General features: G+C 41.1%; 12 protein-coding genes. 3 read left to right on the top strand and 9 right to left on the bottom strand.

The features are described from left to right. Positions 1-12: 12 nt before the first annotated feature. Together carB and greA are read left to right on the top strand one after the other, a co-directional pair. On the top strand, positions 13-3,246 hold the full coding sequence (carB, locus tag E0H77_RS04945; RefSeq protein ID WP_131375465.1) for a carbamoyl-phosphate synthase large subunit: 3,234 nt from the start codon (positions 13-15) through the stop codon (positions 3,244-3,246). 90 nt (positions 3,247-3,336) lie between these two features. Beyond that, positions 3,337-3,813: a transcription elongation factor GreA gene (gene greA / locus E0H77_RS04950; protein ID WP_004753529.1), complete on the top strand. Its 477-nt coding sequence runs from the start codon at positions 3,337-3,339 to the stop codon at positions 3,811-3,813. A 31-nt stretch (positions 3,814-3,844) separates the two neighbouring features. On the opposite strand, the gene E0H77_RS04955 is transcribed toward greA, so the two are convergent. The 7 genes from E0H77_RS04955 to E0H77_RS04985 all read right to left on the bottom strand — a co-directional run bounded on the left by E0H77_RS04955 (position 3,845) and on the right by E0H77_RS04985 (position 10,574). Then, positions 3,845-4,720 (bottom strand): arginase family protein, encoded by an 876-nt coding sequence (locus tag E0H77_RS04955; protein WP_131375467.1) that lies wholly within the window; start codon positions 4,718-4,720, stop codon positions 3,845-3,847. Positions 4,721-4,732: 12 nt separating this feature from the next. Next, positions 4,733-5,701: a hypothetical protein gene (locus E0H77_RS04960; RefSeq protein WP_131375469.1), complete on the bottom strand. Its 969-nt coding sequence runs from the start codon at positions 5,699-5,701 to the stop codon at positions 4,733-4,735. An 81-nt stretch (positions 5,702-5,782) separates the two neighbouring features. Further along, positions 5,783-6,094: an MGMT family protein gene (locus E0H77_RS04965; RefSeq protein WP_131375471.1), complete on the bottom strand. Its 312-nt coding sequence runs from the start codon at positions 6,092-6,094 to the stop codon at positions 5,783-5,785. 47 nt (positions 6,095-6,141) lie between these two features. Further along, a complete protein-coding gene (locus E0H77_RS04970; protein ID WP_131375473.1) occupies positions 6,142-7,641 on the bottom strand; it encodes a cation:proton antiporter in 1,500 nt (499 codons plus the stop codon). Between the two features lie 253 nt (positions 7,642-7,894). Beyond that, positions 7,895-8,737, bottom strand: a complete 843-nt coding sequence (locus E0H77_RS04975; protein WP_131375475.1) for a CE1 family esterase — start codon at positions 8,735-8,737, stop codon at positions 7,895-7,897. A 9-nt stretch (positions 8,738-8,746) separates the two neighbouring features. Continuing rightward, positions 8,747-9,649 carry a KPN_02809 family neutral zinc metallopeptidase gene (gene ypfJ / locus E0H77_RS04980; protein ID WP_131375477.1) on the bottom strand — a complete coding sequence of 301 codons (903 nt, stop codon included), beginning with the start codon at positions 9,647-9,649 and terminating at the stop codon, positions 8,747-8,749. Positions 9,650-9,665: 16 nt separating this feature from the next. Continuing rightward, positions 9,666-10,574, bottom strand: coding sequence for a DUF808 domain-containing protein (locus tag E0H77_RS04985; RefSeq protein WP_131375479.1), 909 nt, complete (start codon positions 10,572-10,574; stop codon positions 9,666-9,668). 183 nt (positions 10,575-10,757) lie between these two features. Between E0H77_RS04985 and trpS the strand changes: the two genes are divergently transcribed. After that, positions 10,758-11,771: a tryptophan--tRNA ligase gene (trpS, locus tag E0H77_RS04990; protein WP_004903566.1), complete on the top strand. Its 1,014-nt coding sequence runs from the start codon at positions 10,758-10,760 to the stop codon at positions 11,769-11,771. A gap of 333 nt (positions 11,772-12,104) precedes the next feature. Here trpS and sucD read toward each other — a convergent pair whose 3' ends face one another. Together sucD and sucC are read right to left on the bottom strand one after the other, a co-directional pair. After that, positions 12,105-12,995 (bottom strand): succinate--CoA ligase subunit alpha, encoded by an 891-nt coding sequence (gene sucD / locus E0H77_RS04995; protein ID WP_131375481.1) that lies wholly within the window; start codon positions 12,993-12,995, stop codon positions 12,105-12,107. A 12-nt stretch (positions 12,996-13,007) separates the two neighbouring features. After that, a complete protein-coding gene (gene sucC, locus E0H77_RS05000) occupies positions 13,008-14,186 on the bottom strand; it encodes an ADP-forming succinate--CoA ligase subunit beta (RefSeq protein ID WP_131375483.1) in 1,179 nt (392 codons plus the stop codon). Positions 14,187-14,437 lie beyond the last annotated feature (251 nt).

Raw genomic sequence — 14,437 nt, forward strand, 5'->3', positions numbered from 1 at the left:
AAGGAGCGAATAATGCCTAAACGTACGGATATTAAAAGCATCTTAATTATTGGTGCTGGTCCTATTGTGATTGGTCAAGCCTGTGAGTTTGACTACTCTGGTGCACAAGCCTGTAAAGCACTTCGTGAAGAAGGCTACCGCGTTATTTTGGTCAACTCTAACCCAGCGACCATTATGACTGACCCTTCAATGGCAGATGCAACGTATATTGAGCCAATCACTTGGCAAACAGTTGCACAGATTATTGAAAAAGAACGCCCAGATGCCGTTCTTCCAACCATGGGCGGTCAAACAGCATTAAACTGTGCGCTAGCGCTTGATGAACACGGTGTATTGGCAAAATACAACGTTGAGTTAATCGGTGCGAGTAAAGAAGCGATTGAAAAAGCCGAAGACCGCAAATTGTTTGATATTGCAATGCGCAAAATCGGACTTGAATGTCCTCGTGCTGATGTTGCAGAAAGCATGGAACATGCTTTAGAAATTCAATCACGTTTTGGCTTCCCTGTCATTATCCGCCCATCATTTACCATGGGTGGTTCAGGTGGTGGTATCGCCTACAATAAAGATGAATTTATTGAAATTTGTGAACGTGGTTTCGACCTTTCTCCAACTAAACAATTATTGATTGATGAATCATTGATTGGTTGGAAAGAGTACGAAATGGAAGTTGTTCGTGACAAAAATGATAACTGTATCATTGTCTGTGCAATTGAAAACTTCGACCCAATGGGCGTACACACAGGTGACTCAATCACTGTTGCACCTGCACAAACATTGACTGACAAAGAATACCAAATCATGCGTAATGCATCGATTGCAGTTCTTCGTGAAATCGGTGTTGAAACAGGTGGTTCAAACGTTCAGTTCGGTATTAACCCTAAAGATGGCCGTATGGTTGTGATCGAGATGAACCCACGTGTTTCTCGTTCATCTGCACTTGCATCTAAAGCAACAGGTTTCCCGATTGCAAAAATCGCAGCAAAACTGGCTGTTGGTTATACGCTTGATGAGCTTAAAAATGACATTACAGGTGGTGTAACCCCTGCGTCATTTGAACCAGCTATCGACTATGTCGTGACCAAGATTCCTCGTTTCAACTTCGAGAAATTCCCTCAAGCTGAACCTGTACTCACAACACAGATGAAATCTGTGGGTGAAGTAATGGCGATTGGTCGTAACTTCCAAGAATCTGTACAAAAAGCACTTCGTGGTCTTGAAGTGGGTGTTTGTGGTTTTGACGAACAAATCGCGATTGGTGCTGAAGGCGCGAAAGATAAAATCCTCAAAGAACTTAAAGTTCCAGGTCCTGAACGTATTTGGTATGTTGCTGATGCCTTTCGTCACGGTTTTACTCTTGATGAAGTGTTTGAAGCAACCAAGATTGACCGTTGGTTCTTGATTCAAATCGAAGACATCATTAAAACTGAAGCTCAAGTGAAAACTCTCGGCTTTGGCGATTTAACTGCCGACAATATCCGCTCATTCAAACGTAAAGGTTTGTCTGACCTTCGTATTGCCAACTTAATGGGTATTTCACAAAAACAATTCCGTAAGCAGCGTTGGAATCTGGGTGTTTATCCAGTTTACAAACGTGTAGATACGTGTGCGGCCGAGTTTGAATCTGGCACAGCTTACATGTATTCAACTTACGATGAAGAATGTGAAGCCAACCCATCAAACCGTGACAAAATCATGGTGATTGGCGGCGGTCCAAACCGTATTGGTCAGGGTATTGAATTTGACTACTGTTGTGTACACGCGGCGCTTGCAATGCGTGATGACGGTTATGAAACTATCATGGTGAACTGTAACCCTGAAACTGTTTCTACCGACTATGACACATCAGATCGTTTGTACTTCGAACCGATCACTTTGGAAGATGTGCTTGAAATCGTACGTACCGAGAAGCCAAAAGGCATTATCGTACAGTACGGTGGTCAAACTCCACTTAAATTGGCTCGTGCTTTAGAAGAAGCTGGTGCGCCAATTATCGGTACATCTCCTGATGCAATTGACCGTGCAGAAGACCGTGAACGTTTCCAACAAATGATTCAACGTCTACAACTTCGCCAACCAAGTAACAGCATCGTAAAATCGGCTGAAGAAGGTATTTCTGAAGCTGCAAAAGTGGGTTATCCACTGGTTGTCCGTCCATCTTATGTACTCGGTGGTCGTGCGATGGAAATCGTGTACAACGAAGATGAGTTGAAACGCTACTTACGTGAAGCAGTTCAAGCCTCTAACGACGCACCTGTTTTGCTTGACCACTTCCTAGATTCAGCAATCGAAGTTGACGTTGACTGCGTATCTGACGGTAAAGATGTGGTGATTGGCGGGATTATGCAGCACATTGAACAAGCGGGTATTCACTCTGGTGACTCTGCATGTTCGATTCCTCCATATTCGCTTTCTAAAGAAATCCAAGATGAAATGCGTCGTCAAACTGTGGCGATGGCAAAAGAACTTGGTGTCATCGGCTTGATGAACGTTCAGTTTGCAGTCAAAGGCAACGACATTTATATCCTTGAAGTGAACCCTCGTGCATCACGTACGGTTCCTTTCGTATCTAAATGTATTGGCGAATCTTTAGCGAAAGTTGCTGCACGTTGTATGGCAGGTCAGTCTTTAGAATCTCAAGGTTTCACCAAAGAGATTATTCCGACTCACTTTGCTGTCAAAGAAGCGGTATTCCCATTTGCTAAATTCCCTGGTGTTGACCCAATGCTTGGACCTGAGATGAAATCTACAGGTGAAGTCATGGGTGTTGGTAAATCATTCGGTGAAGCATTCTATAAAGCTGTTTTAGGCTCAAATGAACGCTTACCTGGCTTACCAACTGAAGGTGAAGTCAAACATGCATTCTTGTCTGTACGTGATTCAGACAAAGAACACGTGGTTGATATTGCAAAACGCTTTGTTGAATACGGTTTCAAACTGGTTGCAACGTCTGGTACACATAAAGTACTCAGCGATGCTGGTCTTGAGTGTGAACGTGTAAACAAAGTGACCGAAGGTCGCCCACATATTGTTGACCGCTTGAAAAATGGCGAAATACACCTTATTGTCAATACCACTGAAGGCAAACGTGCGCAGTATGACTCTGCTGCAATTCGCCGTGCGGCATTGCAAGGTAAAGTGTACTACACCACGACGATTAGCGGTGCAGAAGCAGTTTGCCAAGCCTTTGCGATCCAATTACCAATGGATGTATATCGCTTGCAAGATCTACAAAAGTTAAGCTAATTCCTGATCCGATAAGTCCCGTCACCTAATCGGTGGCGGGATTTTTCTTTTTTTAAACGGTATTATCCCATTTCATTTAGAGGGACTAAAATGCAACGTTATCCAATGACGCCTGAGGGCAAAGCAGCTTTAGAGAAAGAATTACAGCATTTAAAAACTGTTGAGCGTCCACGTATTATTCAAGCAATTGCTGAAGCACGCGAACATGGCGATTTAAAAGAAAATGCAGAATATCATGCTGCCCGTGAACAACAAGGTTTCTGTGAAGGTCGTATTCAGGACATCGAAGGTAAACTCGGTGCATGCCAAGTGATTGATGTGAATGATCTTGAGCAAAATGGTCGCGTTGTGTTTGGGGTAACGGTCACCATTGAGAACCTCGATACAGAAGAACGTAAAACCTATAAAATAGTCGGCGATGACGAAGCAGATTTCAAAATCAATAAAATTTCGGTGAATTCACCTATTGCCCGTGGTCTTCTAGGCAAAAATGAAGGCGATGAAGTCAAAATCGTTACACCTCAGGGTGAAGTAGAATACGAAATTGTTAACGTAGAATATCTATAAAAAATCAAGGAAGTACTTTGTACTTCCTTTTTTAGCTTGTAGTTTCAGCATAAACTTCATAAGCAGCGTCAAACGTATTGACATGCAAAGGCACTAACTCAGCCAATGGTTGATACCCGCCTGCAAGAACAAACATTAAAGGAATATTATTTTGCTTTGCCAAAGAAAAAACCAAATGATCCCTTTTCTTTAAAAGTGCGGTGGTAAACCAATCTGAACCAAAACGATCGTTCTGATGACAGTCCATGCCTGCCTGATAAACAATCAAATCTGCTCCCCATGCTCGCGCATGCTTAAACCCCTGCTGAATTGCCTGTGCATATTCTTCAAAAGAACCCTGTTTTTTATCAATGTGTTGGGTCAAACTACGCTCATAATGAGCACAGCCAAAAGGAATGGCAAAAATACTATAGTTAAACAAATTGGCTAGTCTTAATGTAAATTCTGCAGTGCCATTTCCACCATGCTGATCACAATCTAAAATAAAAATTTTCTTTTTAGGAAAATGCTGCGCCACCAATGCCAAACCATTAAACGTACAATATGCCAAGCCGCGCTCATAAACCGCATGATGAAACCCTTGTGCAATATTTGCGGCGATCCCATGCAGCAATGCCAACTCAGCCGCTGCCAACTGTCCACCTTGTACACTTAGCACTGCATCACGCAGCTGTTCATTCCACTGTTTGAACCCTTGCGCCCTTGCCAACGGTTTTTCACCCTGTAGAAATGCCTCAACATATTGTGGATCATGCAATGTTTTAAGCAGCTCTATATCAACCAAATCTGGTTCAACCATCTTGATATAGCTTTTTTGTTGCAAGACCTGTGCAACTGCTGTTAATTTTTCCATGCTGTTGGTATGGGTTTTGGCATAATATCGAGACGAATAGCACACATGAATCATTTTAGGTATCATCTAAATTTGCTCATTTGCAATGTCAAACAATTGCGAAAGTCGGGTTGTTTCTGGGCTAAACAGATTGTTATCGATCTGCTGCTTAAAATGTGTGGTAAATGTTCTTTGCCGATTTTCTGGGCTAATCGCGAGTGTCGTAAAACGTAAGAACCAAAATTTCACAGCCTCTACAGGAATAATATACCCTCTGATCTGTCGATTAACTTTTTTATGAATAATTTGCTCAATTTCATAATCTAAAGAAAACAGACTTCCTGCTGGAAGGCGCACCCCATTCATCAAAATGGGAACAAGGTTGATGCAGGAGTGATTATCTCCCATATTCATTTTTTCCAGTAAAATTGGATGATTATATTGATCCACAAAAATGTTGATTGCCCCTTGTCTTAAAATTCGATGATGCGCGATCTGTAAAAAGAAATCTTCTGCCATTGGGCAAGAGCCGACTTTTGGCTTTTCTGATAAACTCATCAGCTTGACATATTCATCATTATGATTGGATTTGGGCAAGACAATATCGGCGATCAGTTGACAAATCAGCCGACTTTCCTCTAGCAAAGCAGCTTCGTGAATGTGCCGAAGATCATACTGAAATTTTACGGCTTGGCGTAATTGTTCAATTGCAGGATTTTCATTTTCCTGATTTTTTTCAAGAAAATCTTTAACCTGTGGCAATTCATCTAAGTTACGCCAATCTTCCAGCTCTAAACTATATTCTTTGAGTGCGGGAAACTTATTTTTTAACTGACTAATTTTATAATCTGCAAATATCCTATGGTCTTTGTTGTCTTCAGCATCGCGTGGCTGATTAATAAACTCTGCAAGTAAGCGGGTTGCCTGTGTATAGCCACAGCCGCGTCGTTCAGTTTGATGACTATAATGCTCGTTCAACATGTCCGTGAGTTTTTCAGATAAAGGCATATTTTTTTGTTGAAACAGGCGAACAACTTCGTGATCATTTTCTCGCATAGTTTGTAATTAGTCTAAAATATTTCTGATGTTGTAGCATATCTTCATATCGCTGAAAAGCATTCTACAATACTCTAAACCCTAGTTTCCCCATTGATATATCCTTAATTTAATTCGACCATCCATAACGACTACCCCCTCATTAATCAAACGAATGGCTTGCAGGTTTTCTCCTTGAGCATTGGTCTGACTCAGGCTAATTTTACCTTGAGCATTCACAACCCGATGCCAAGGAATATCACTGTGTTCTTCAAGATTTTGCAGCACTTTTCCGACTAATCGGGCGTGGCGTGGTAAACCTGCCATTTTGGCAACCTGACCATAACTGGCAACTTTACCATAAGGAATACAAGCAACCACTTCTAAAATCTGGCGATACAATTCGACTTGCATAAAAAGTTTCTCTGATAAAAAAGCCATCTAAAAGATGGCTTTAACACTTAGAAATTATGAGGGTTTTCTAACAGGTTTCGTTCTGTCATCTTGCTTGGATCATGTAAAGATGCTACACCATCTGCGGCTTTTACATCAGTAATCTGCTCAGGGTTATACACAGTAATGGTTTCATTACCATTGGAATCTTCCCCGACAATATACTTCACACCCTTGCGATTCATTTTATGGCACAAGCGCTGATACCAACCTTTAAATCCTTCGGTTTCTTCATGTGGATTATAATAAAATGCATTCATCACCGCAGGCAAGCCAAGCCCGCAAACTACACCAGACAGCAGTACAGTAATAAAAGTATAGCCGATTAAAATACTACTGTAGGGACTGAGTGTCGGATGGTTAGCCACGGCCAAAATCAAAGCCAGAGACAAAGCCCCACGCACGCCCCCCCAGCTCAAGATCGTTAAACTGCCGTTATAACTCTTTCTACGAAAACTGGGGAAACAGGCAAAAGATAAAAAGTTGGCAGCAAACCGGGAAATATGCAGCACAATAAATGCAATAATCCCACCCAAAATCATGCTGGCATTCAAATCTAAAATAAACAATTCCAGACCAATTAAAGTAAACAAGAATGAATTAATAATTCCTTCTACCGTATGCCAAAAATGATTGATTTCGCGAGTCGCAGTTTCAGACAAAATGTCCTGCCAGCGGTTACCGACAATCAGCCCGCCAATCACGCAAGCAATTGGTGCCGATGCATGTGCAAATAACGCCACCAAATATGAACCACATGCCAACAGTGCTGTGGTCAAAATCAGTGATTCAGGTTCATGCTTACCACGCAGTAACCGTAAAATCCCCTGCCCAAATGCCCAACCAATCAATACCGCAACGGCAATTTCGTACAACAATGTTTCTAATGTGCCGATCAGCGTAAAGTTTTTACCCTGAATCACATTGAGCAAGGTCATGAATACGGCAATACACATCGCATCATTAAACAGTGATTCACCTTCGAGTTTCACAATCAAATGATGCGGCGCACGGACTGAACTCAAAACCCCTTTAATTCCAATCGGGTCGGTTGCACCCAATGCTGAACCTAACAATAACAATATGGCAATTGGTACAGGATGCCCGATCAACGCCTGAAAACCAAACAACATACCACCAAAAAAGACCGCGCATAGCACCAACGAAATGCTAGCCAATATACTGATCGGCTTCCAATGATTGCGCAAATCTGAAAGTTTAAACTTCAATGCTGATGACGTTAAAATAAAACAAATCACACCATTAATTAAAAAATCATAAAAATCAATGTGACGAACTGCATTTTCAATATTATGAATATTAATGGTAATAAAGTGATTACCACTAAGCAGGCTTGCCCCCCACTGTAAAATAAAGACAAGAATTGCCGATACGATGGGTACGCCAATCGCTTGAGGAAAACCTAAAATACGTTTATTGAAAATTGTGGTTGCAATAGATAGGGCAAAAATAACTGTAAAGACCTGTAAAATGAAATAACTACCCATAAGTACCCTACATAACTAAACTGATTTTGTTTTTACATAAATAAAAGCTCTGCGACGAAAAAAGACGTCTGAATCATTTTACATATTTTTCGTTATTTTTCGTTATTTTTCGGGAAAATACCATCAAATTACATACATAAATGAAAATTTTTACGCTTTTTTAAACTATTAGTGAAATAAAAAATTATGTTACACAACTAAAATTCAATTCTTAAAAAAATAAAATACTTTTATATTTCAAATAATTAACTCATTAACGATAATGCTGCTTTAAAAAATCCCAAATGACTTGGGTCGTATCAATGCCACTCTTACTTTCTGCTGTTGACCAAGTATGTCCACCAGATTTCAGTAAATACACCTTCAAATCAGCTTTACAAGCACTGTATTGCCAAAGTTCAAATTCTACCGTATTCGATTTTAGGTTTTTTGCCTGACATTGGTTGATCTTTTTCCAGATCTCAATTGTTTGATTGAGTGGCAAAAAGGCTTGCGTCTGAGCACGTGCCACAAAACGTACCTGACTTTTACCTCCCTGAATTGGGACAACTTGATCTTGCATTCCATGCACAATCAATAATGGCATTGGAGTTTGAGGTTGCGATTGCCCAGAAAACATTGCCGCAGAAACCACAGCCGCAGCTGCAAAAGGCGTTTGCTGTGCGATCAATTGATAAGTCAGCATGCCGCCATTTGAAAAACCCACCACATAAATCCGATGCCGATCAACCGAAGTTTGTTGCCCAACTTGCTTCAGTACCGCTTGAATAAACGCCACATCAGCACTTTGCTGCTGCTGGGCATCGCCACAACAGCCTTGCGCATTCCATGTTGCTTTCTCGGCATTTGGTGCAACAACAATCAAGCCTTCGCGTTGGGCGACTGTCTGCCAACGCTGCAACATTCGTACAGCATTGCCACCACCACCATGCAACACTATCACTAAAGGTGCAGGTTTCTGGCGGTGTGCATCAAGCACAAGGTACTCGCGTTCTATACCTTGTACCAGAAGATGCTGCTCAATCGGTTGCTGTGCAGCAGCGCAAACCGACAACATGCCACTTAGACATACAACAAAAAAACTGAGCCAACGCATAGGATATACTCACGATAAAGTATGTTGAAACGTATCACAGGCTGACAAATCTTGTGCATTTAAGCCACGATCAAACCACTTCATGCGTTGCTGACTTGTACCATGGGTAAAACTGTCTGGAACAATTTGTCCACTGCTACGTTTTTGCAAATAATCGTCACCAATTTTCTCGGCAGCATCCATCGCTTCTTCAACATCGCCCTGTTGTAAAAAATGGGTACGCTGATTGTTATATTTTGCCCAGATTCCCGCGAAACAATCCGCTTGCAGTTCTTGGCGCACTGACAATTGATTGGCTTGTTTCTGACTCATTTGCTGATGCTGGGCATAGATTTTTCCAGAAATTCCCAAAAGATTCTGTACATGATGCCCTACCTCATGCGCGATCACATAAGCCATAGCAAAATCACCGGCCTGATCTTGGCGGGAAAGCTGGGTGCTATTTTTCTCTCCCGAGATGCCAAGTTGCTGGCGCATTTCAACAAAAAAATCGGTATCCAAATACACACTTTTATCGGATGGGCAATAAAAAGGCCCCATTGCAGATTGACCTGCGCCACATGCCGTTGGAGTAGACTGACGATAGAGCACCAATTTGGTCGGTGTATATTGCAAACCTTGCTGTTTGAAAATTGTTGTCCATGTATCTTCTGTATCAGCAAGAATGGTGGAAACAAATTGCTTGGCTTCTTGCTGTTCGCTCGTTGGGTGTTGTACGGCTTGTTGCTTTGATTGCTGTTGTGTTACGAGTTGTTTGGTTACCTGATAAGTCTGCTGTGGATCGGTACCAAAAAATTTCCAGGCCACAAATGCAACCACCAATCCAAGTATACTGATACCACCTGTTTTTACAGCACCGCTACCACGACGGTCTTCCACATTGTCACTTTCACGGCGACCTTTCCATTCCATAGCAACACCCCTTGCTTCAACTGGCTGTTCGGAAAATTTTACCCAATACTGTGGCCCCTACAAGAACAATAACCCCAGCAATGACGCCCAAGCCCATGTTTAACAGCATTGGCGTAATACTGCCCATAATCTGCCCAACGGTTGGAATTACTTCTGCCTGATCAACCGCACGCTCAGTCCAATGATGTGCAAATGGAACCGCATGATTAATAATGCCACCACCCACCAAAAACATTGCTATTGTTCCTACAACAGACAAAGTTTTCATGAGCTGAGGTGCAAAGGCAAGCAGCAGATTACCAACACGGGTTTGCCATACTTTTCCTTGTTGTGTCAGATATAGCCCCAAGTCATCAATTTTCACAATCACAGCAACCAAGCCATATACACCAAGTGTCATCACAATTGCAATCACACTCATCACCACAACCTTATTCATCAGGGTTGCTGTTGCCACAGTGCCTAAAGTAATCACCACAATCTCAGCCGATAAAATAAAATCGGTACGGATTGCTCCTTTAATTTTATCTTTTTCATAAGCAACAAGATCATTTGGAATTTCAGGAATTTCACTGACATCGGTATGTTTCTTGGTATGCAAGCTATGTAGAACTTTTTCTACGCCTTCATAACACAAAAACAATCCACCTATAACCAACAAAGGATTAATTAACCAACCCGCAAAAATACTGACAATCAGTGCAACTGGCACCAAAATACATTTATTTAACAATGAGCCTTTCGCTACAGCCCAAACCACAGGTAATTCACGCTCGGCTTTAACACCTGTCACCTGCTGGGCATTTAGCGCGAGGTCATCACCTAAAACACCAGCGGTTTTTTGTGCTGCTGTTTTACTCATTAAGGCAACATCATCCAGTAACGTTGCAATATCATCCAATAACAGCAGTAGGCTACTTGCCATATATTATCCAGTATGAAGGTTTTCCAATATTGTAAAGTGTTTTTGTATTTTTCAGCATATTGATGCATGAAAACCAACAATCTTAAGCAATTGCTTAGTTTTGTCATAAGACATCGTTCCGCTTATGCCTTACAATAAATGCATTTTTAAAAAACGACCAAAGCACAGCGTTTAGGATATCTCATGACAACAGCAGATCAACGCCCAATTATTTTGACAGGTGACCGCCCAACTGGACAACTGCATTTAGGTCACTTTGTTGGCTCACTACGTTCACGCGTGGGCTTACAAGACACGCATCATCAGCACATTTTACTTGCAGATGCACAAGCCCTAACTGACAATGCTGATAACTTTGAAAAAGTTCGTCGCAATGTCATTGAAGTTGCTACAGATTACTTGGCTGTTGGTATTGACCCAAGTAAAACCACGATTTGCGTTCAGTCACATCTGCCCGCATTAAATGAACTCACCATGCTGTATTTGAACTTTGTGACTGTGGCACGCTTAGAGCGTAACCCGACCATTAAGTCCGAAATTCAAATGCGTGGTTTCGAACGTGACATTCCAGCAGGTTTCTTATGTTATCCAGTCGCTCAAGCTGCTGATATTACTGCATTTAAAGCAACTGTTGTACCTGTTGGCGAAGATCAGATTCCAATGATCGAACAAACCAATGAAATTGTACGTCGTGTTAACCGCCAGATCGGACGTGATTTACTACCAGAATGTAAAGCACTGTTATCAAATGTAGGACGCTTGCCTGGCTTCGATGGCAAAGCCAAAATGTCCAAGTCTTTGGGCAACACGATTGTGCTAAATGCCACAGACAAAGACATCAAAAAAGCAGTGAATGCAATGTATACAGACCCAAATCACTTGCGCATTGAAGACCCAGGTCAAGTTGAAGGCAATGTGGTGTTTACTTATTTAGATGCCTTCGATCCAAATAAAGAAGAACTTGAAGAATTAAAAGCACATTATCGTCGTGGTGGTTTAGGTGATGGCACGGTGAAAAAGCGCCTTGAAGGTATTTTAAAAGACCTGATTGCACCAATTCGTGAACGTCGCAATGAACTTTCTAAAGATCCTGACTATATTATGGATGTTTTGAAAGCAGGTACACAAAAGTGTCAGGTCATTACTCAAACGACACTAGATGAAGTAAAAGATGGGCTTGGAATGTTCCGTTTCTGAGCATTACTACAGAAAAGCATGACTAAAAGTGACCATTTTTGTTAATTATGTGCAAAACATGCAACAAAAAGCGTCATTTTTTACGTTATTTAACAGTTAAATTGCGTAAAAGCCTATTATTTTAGTCAGCTTTTTTATATACTCCTCTTATAGCGTTTAGTTGTTACAGCTAAATGACATTTCTCCATTTTACGGAACTGTTTTCAGTTTTTCGTTGTTCTACGCAGTGGTCACCCCAACCACTGCGTATTTTTTTATCTAAATTTTGCATAAAAAAATTCAAGTTTCTAACCAGTAAAAACTTGAATTTTAAAATCAGTTTAGAATTTTGATTTAAATCAGCTTTTGATCTTTTAAAACTTCGAGCATGGTTGTACCAATTTCTGCTGGGCTACGAGTATATGCGATTCCGGCTTTTTCAAATGCCATAAATTTCTCTTCAGCAGTACCTTTCCCCCCAGAAATAATGGCACCTGCATGTCCCATACGTTTGCCTTTTGGCGCGGTAACCCCTGCAATATAACCAACCACAGGTTTAGTCACATTAGATTGAATATACTCCGCTGCTTCTTCTTCAGCCGTACCACCAATTTCCCCAATCATAATGATCGCATCGGTATCTGGATCATCCTGAAATAGTTTTAAAGCATCAATTTGGTTCATTCCCGGAATTGGATCTCCACCAATCCCGATACAAGTCGACTGACCTAAACCGAGTTTTGTAGTCTGAGAAACTGCTTCATAGGTCAAAGTTCCTGAACGGGAAATAATACCAATACGTCCTGCCCGATGAATATGCCCAGGCATAATGCCAATTTTGCATTGATCAGGAGTAATAATTCCTGGGCAGTTTGGGCCAATCAGACGGGTATTTTGCCCACAAGTTTCCAAATAACGTTTGGCTTTCAACATATCCAGCGTTGGCACACCTTCGGTAATGACGACAATTAAGCCCACTCCTGCATCAATTGCTTCAATAACTGAATCCAGCACATACGGCGCAGGCACATAAATGACAGAAGCATCCGCATGCGTTTCACGCATTGCATCCTGCATGGTATTAAATACAGGTAAATCTAGATGTGTCTGACCACCTTTGCCTGGCGTTACTCCACCTACAACTTTTGTTCCGTAATTTAATGCCTGTACGGAGTGAAATGTCCCATTTTTACCTGTAAAGCCTTGAACTAAAACCTTTGTATTTTTATTAATTAACACGCTCATAGCAATATTCCTTTAGTGATTCTGATCTTGTTGTAATGTTGCAACCACTTTCTGTGCTGCATCAGCTAAGCCATTGGCTGAAATGAGGGTTAGCCCTGATTCATCCAGAATTTTTGCACCAAGCTCAGCGTTGTTACCTTCTAGGCGAACCACCACTGGAATACTGACATTTACTTCTTGAACTGCCGCAATAATCGCTTCGGCAATCATGTCACAACGTACAATCCCACCAAAAATATTGATTAATACAGCTTCAACAGAATGATCTGCCAAAATAATTTTAAATGCTTCAATCACACGTTCTTTGGTTGCACCACCACCAACATCTAGAAAGTTGGCAGGTTTTCCACCATAAAGCTGAACAATATCCATAGTTGCCATCGCTAGTCCTGCACCATTGACCATACAGCCAATATTACCCTCAAGTGCCACATAGTTCAGGTCATGCTCAGAAGCTTTGAGTTCACGCTCATTTTCCTGAGTTTTATCACGTAGTGCTGCAACCTCTGGAATTCGATATAAAGCATTAGAATCAATACCAATTTTGGCATCGACACATAAAATCTCACCATTCTCACGTATGGATAGCGGGTTGATTTCAAACAGTGCAAAATCATTTTCAATAAATGCGCGATATGCGCCTTGCATCAGTTTAGTGAAGCTATCAATCTGCTCATCTTTCAACTGTAATGCATAGCCGACCTGACGCGCTTGAAATGGCAATAAACCAATTAAAGGATCAATGCTGATTTTAATAATTTTTTCAGGGGTTTCTTCAGCCACTTTCTCAATTTCGACACCACCTTCCGTAGATGCCATAAAGGTGACCCTACGTGACGAACGGTCAACGACCGCTCCCAAATACAATTCACGCTCTACAGGATAAACATCTTCACAAACCAGTACACTATTGACAGGCTGGCCCAAAGCATCAGTTTGGTAAGTCACTAAACGTGTACCTAAAATTTGCCCGGCATATTCAGCAGCTTCATCTTTAGATTTTACAACTTTTACACCACCTGCTTTACCACGTCCACCCGCATGTACTTGTGCTTTAATTACCGCAAATTTTCCAGCCAGTTTTTTATAGGCTGCAACGGCTTCATCGGGAGTTGTTGCTAAGATACCTTCTTGAACGGGTAAACCATATTTTTTAAGTAACGCCTTGGCTTGGTATTCATGTAAATTCATTTGTGTACCTTTTATATTTATTGCATGCACTTTTTTTAAAATACATCTCGATGAGCGAGCTACGACAGCATCATACTGAAGTCTAATTCTAGTTGTAGTGGAAATTTTCTAGGAACTCAACTCTTTACTACAAATTAAGCATCATTTTCAAAAATATTGTAAAGTTCAGGTATTTTTCTTATAAATAAGAAATGATTTATATTATATTAAATTTATATTTTTCAATATTTTAAAATAAAAAAATGGCGGTT

This window comes from Acinetobacter brisouioides (assembly GCF_004331075.1).
Classification (GTDB): Bacteria; Pseudomonadota; Gammaproteobacteria; order Pseudomonadales; family Moraxellaceae; genus Acinetobacter.

Coding starts and splice junctions, on each gene's coding strand:
- E0H77_RS04960 (WP_131375469.1), bottom strand. CDS start 5,701: ATGCGAGAAAATGATCACGAAGTTGTTCGCCTGTTTCAACAAAAAAAT.
- sucD (WP_131375481.1), bottom strand. CDS start 12,995: ATGAGCGTGTTAATTAATAAAAATACAAAGGTTTTAGTTCAAGGCTTT.
- E0H77_RS04955 (WP_131375467.1), bottom strand. CDS start 4,720: ATGATTCATGTGTGCTATTCGTCTCGATATTATGCCAAAACCCATACC.
- E0H77_RS04975 (WP_131375475.1), bottom strand. CDS start 8,737: ATGCGTTGGCTCAGTTTTTTTGTTGTATGTCTAAGTGGCATGTTGTCG.
- E0H77_RS04965 (WP_131375471.1), bottom strand. CDS start 6,094: ATGCAAGTCGAATTGTATCGCCAGATTTTAGAAGTGGTTGCTTGTATT.
- ypfJ (WP_131375477.1), bottom strand. CDS start 9,649: ATGGAATGGAAAGGTCGCCGTGAAAGTGACAATGTGGAAGACCGTCGT.
- E0H77_RS04970 (WP_131375473.1), bottom strand. CDS start 7,641: ATGGGTAGTTATTTCATTTTACAGGTCTTTACAGTTATTTTTGCCCTA.
- greA (WP_004753529.1), top strand. CDS start 3,337: ATGCAACGTTATCCAATGACGCCTGAGGGCAAAGCAGCTTTAGAGAAA.
- trpS (WP_004903566.1), top strand. CDS start 10,758: ATGACAACAGCAGATCAACGCCCAATTATTTTGACAGGTGACCGCCCA.
- E0H77_RS04985 (WP_131375479.1), bottom strand. CDS start 10,574: ATGGCAAGTAGCCTACTGCTGTTATTGGATGATATTGCAACGTTACTG.
- carB (WP_131375465.1), top strand. CDS start 13: ATGCCTAAACGTACGGATATTAAAAGCATCTTAATTATTGGTGCTGGT.
- sucC (WP_131375483.1), bottom strand. CDS start 14,186: ATGAATTTACATGAATACCAAGCCAAGGCGTTACTTAAAAAATATGGT.